At 68.7% G+C, this 835-nt stretch carries 1 protein-coding gene; it reads right to left on the reverse strand.

Annotation, left to right across the window (positions count from 1 at the left end):
• Positions 1-835 (reverse strand): AMP-binding protein (locus ABEA33_RS27285; RefSeq protein WP_345530357.1); only part of this gene is annotated, 835 nt, incomplete at both ends.

Consider the following 835-nt stretch of genomic DNA (forward strand, 5'->3'; position numbering starts at 1 on the left):
GGCGACCTTGGGGTGCGAGACCAGGGCGGACTCGATCTCGGTGGTGGAGAGCCGGTGGCCCGAGACGTTCATGACGTCGTCGACGCGGCCGAGGACCCATAGGTCGCCGTCGGTGTCCTTCTTGGCGCCGTCGCCGGCGAAGTACCAGCCCTGGCGGTCCTCGGTTGCTGGGTAGCGCGACCAGTAGGTGTCCTGGTAGCGCTCGTCGTCGCCCCAGATGGTGCGCAGCATCGCCGGCCACGGTTCGGTGAGGACGAGGTAGCCGCCGGATCCGTTCGGGACCGACGTGCCGTCCTCGGTCACCACGTCGGCCGCGACGCCGGGGATCGGGATCATCGCCGAGCCGGGCTTGGCGTGGGTGACGCCGGGCAGCGGGCTGATCATGATCATGCCGGTCTCGGTCTGCCACCAGGTGTCGACCACGGGGGTGCGGTCACCGCCGATGACGTGGCGGTACCAGACGTAGGCCTCGGGGTTGATCGGCTCGCCGACCGACCCGAGGATCCGCAGCGAGGACAGGTCGAAGCGGTCCGGGATCTCGCGGCCCTGCTTCATGAACGACCGGATCGCGGTGGGTGCGGTGTAGAAGATGGTGACCTTGTAGTCCTCGATGATCTGCCACCAGCGGCCGCGCTCAGGCGCGTCCGGGGTGCCCTCATACATCACCTGGGTGGCGCCGTTGGCGAGCGGCCCGTAGACCAGGTAGGAGTGCCCGGTCACCCAGCCGATGTCGGCCGAGCACCAGTAGACGTCCGTGTCGGGCTTGAGGTCGAAGACCGCCCAGTGCGTGTACGACGTGCCGACCAGGTAGCCGCCCGTGGTGTGCAAGATGCCC

Source organism: Nocardioides endophyticus (assembly GCF_039543845.1).
Classification (GTDB): Bacteria; Actinomycetota; Actinomycetes; order Propionibacteriales; family Nocardioidaceae; genus Nocardioides; species Nocardioides endophyticus.